2 protein-coding genes and 1 pseudogene are annotated in these 2,075 nt (G+C 58.7%); 2 read left to right on the top strand and 1 reads right to left on the bottom strand.

The window, feature by feature from the left end; genetic code table 11:
- A pseudogene (locus NW818_RS13415) lies at positions 1-332 on the bottom strand (energy transducer TonB); the annotation flags it as partial.
- A gap of 299 nt (positions 333-631) precedes the next feature.
- Here NW818_RS13415 and NW818_RS13410 point away from each other — a divergent pair.
- On the top strand, positions 632-1,108 hold the full coding sequence (locus NW818_RS13410; RefSeq protein WP_414424831.1) for a VOC family protein: 477 nt from the start codon (positions 632-634) through the stop codon (positions 1,106-1,108).
- Between the two features lie 18 nt (positions 1,109-1,126).
- On the top strand, positions 1,127-2,008 hold the full coding sequence (locus tag NW818_RS13405; protein WP_011432767.1) for a Tab2/Atab2 family RNA-binding protein: 882 nt from the start codon (positions 1,127-1,129) through the stop codon (positions 2,006-2,008).
- Positions 2,009-2,075 lie beyond the last annotated feature (67 nt).

Genomic DNA, 2,075 nt, shown 5'->3' with positions numbered 1-2,075 from the left:
CTTGGCGGCGGCGGCGGAGGGGCCTCCTGGGGAGGGGCGGCCTGAGATTGAGGTGGACTGCCTTGAGACGGAGGGGCTTCTACCCGCTCACCCCCATCGCGGGAATCAACTTCTGAAACCAGATCTGCTTCCTCTGGGGGCTGCAGATCTTCTGGATCCAGAAGGATAAACTCAATGGCTTCTTGTTCTGGCTCGCGAGTGAGCCAAAGCCGCCCCAAGTGGAGCAATCCCAGCAGCACCAGCACGTGCAGCAGCAGCGACAGCGCCACCATCCAAAAAAAGTTGCGAGATTCATCCTCGCGGCGGCGCTGCTCAATCCAGATGCTGGTCATAGCCAAGATTGCCCTTTCCTTTCTTCAACGCTCTCAACACACCGAGTTGTCTGTTGCAGACTGGGCCACGGGGGTAACACCCCAGCTAGTGTTATAGCATCCGAGCAGTTGGCACTCCTGCGCAAAGGCGTATAGTCTATCTCGGGCTCGGGAAGGGATCCCACCTTGCAGCAGCTCTAAGATCGCCTACCTTGAAAAGAGCGGGGATCCCATTAGCCGGGGAAAAGCCCCACAGCTCGGGGTGCTGGCTCTGATGTTGGCTGGTGGGGCACTTTTGGTGGCTTTTTAGGAGCGACGTTATGGAACCCATCCGCTTTCATCTGGCCTTTCCAGTTGCCGATATTGCCTTGGCCAAGGCCTACTACGGCGATGGCTTGGGCTGTGAGATCGGTCGAGAAACCTCTGCTGCCGTTATTTTTAACCTGTACGGCCATCAACTGGTGGCCCACCTCACCCACGAAGAGCTGACGCCCCAGCGGGGCATCTACCCTCGTCATTTTGGCCTGATCTTCCCTACCCAAGGGGATTGGCAGGCGCTGGCCGACCGTGCCCTGGAGCGAGCCTTGCCCTTTTATCAGGAGCCGCGTTGGCGCTTTGTTGACACCCCCTTGGAACACGGCACCTTCTTTTTGCAGGATCCCTTCTACAACCTGCTGGAGTTTAAGTACTACCGCCACGCTTCCGCCATTTTTGGGGAGCGGGAGTTGGCCTTGGTCGGGGACAGTGCTTCCCACCGCTCGCGCGAACGATCCCCGGCCCGCTCAAGTGGCATGTAGTGCAAACAGGAGGAACCTTTGGCCACTCAACCCCTGCGTTCTGGCCCCGCGCGCGGCCCTATCTGGCAGATGGATTTCAACGCCGTCCCCCTGCGGGATGAGCAGAACCGAAGGGTTTGGGAGCTGTTGGTATGCGATCCCACCGGCCGGTTTCGCCAAGCGCAGTATTGCAGTAACCAAGAGGTGAATAGCACCTGGGTGGCACGACAGTTGCGGAGCTACCTCGAAGCGGCTCCCCAGCCTCCCTCGGCCATTCGTGTGTTTCGAGCCCGCATGAGTTCCATCCTGCAACGGGCCTGCGATGCGGTTGGGATCCCGATGCTGCCCAGTCGTCGCGTTTACACCCTCAAAGCTTGGATGCGAGAACGGGCAGAGCAGGTTTACCCTCAAGAGACTCAGTTTACCTACAGCCCCGAACCTCCTGTGGATCCGGATCCGCCGGATCCCATCCGTCTGCCGGACAAGTTGCAGGGAGAACGCTGGGCCTTCGTGACCTTGCGAGCTGAGGATCTGCGGGAAGCCGACGCCTGGCCGATAGAATTTGGCGAGCTTTTTCCGGTTGCCTGGGACACTTTGACGCCCGACACATTGGCACCAGTGGTGCGGAGCACCCTCATTCCCGGCTTGGTGATTACCTCGCAGCGGGCTTTGCCGATGGCAGCCTGGATGAGCGGTATGGAACCCGCCTACTTGAGTGTGGCAGACGGACGGCTACTGCTCGAGGCGGGCCTCAACGATTGTTATCTGTTTGCACAATTGAGAGATGAAACACTGCGAACAGAGGCAGAAGTCTTTGCCCAGCGCCAGCAGCAGGCCCAGGGGCTCCACTTTCTTGCCATTCAAACCGATCTCAGGGCCCAGTCTTTCGCCGGCTTCTGGCTGATGCAACATCCGCTGTAAGTAGCAGCCGTTACAGCCTGTTTGTAAATTACAGTCATTTCAAACTAGATTGAGACACTCCCCAAAC

Origin of the sequence: Synechococcus sp. R6-5, assembly GCF_047461775.1 — a bacterium.
Classification (GTDB): Bacteria; Cyanobacteriota; Cyanobacteriia; order Thermostichales; family Thermostichaceae; genus Thermostichus.
Note: the sequence above shows the minus strand (reverse complement) of the source record. Positions and strands in the feature narration are given on the sequence as shown.

Bases quoted from the DNA above. Each gene is read 5' to 3' on its own strand.
- NW818_RS13410 (WP_414424831.1), top strand. From the start codon at position 632: ATGGAACCCATCCGCTTTCATCTGGCCTTTCCAGTTGCCGATATTGCC.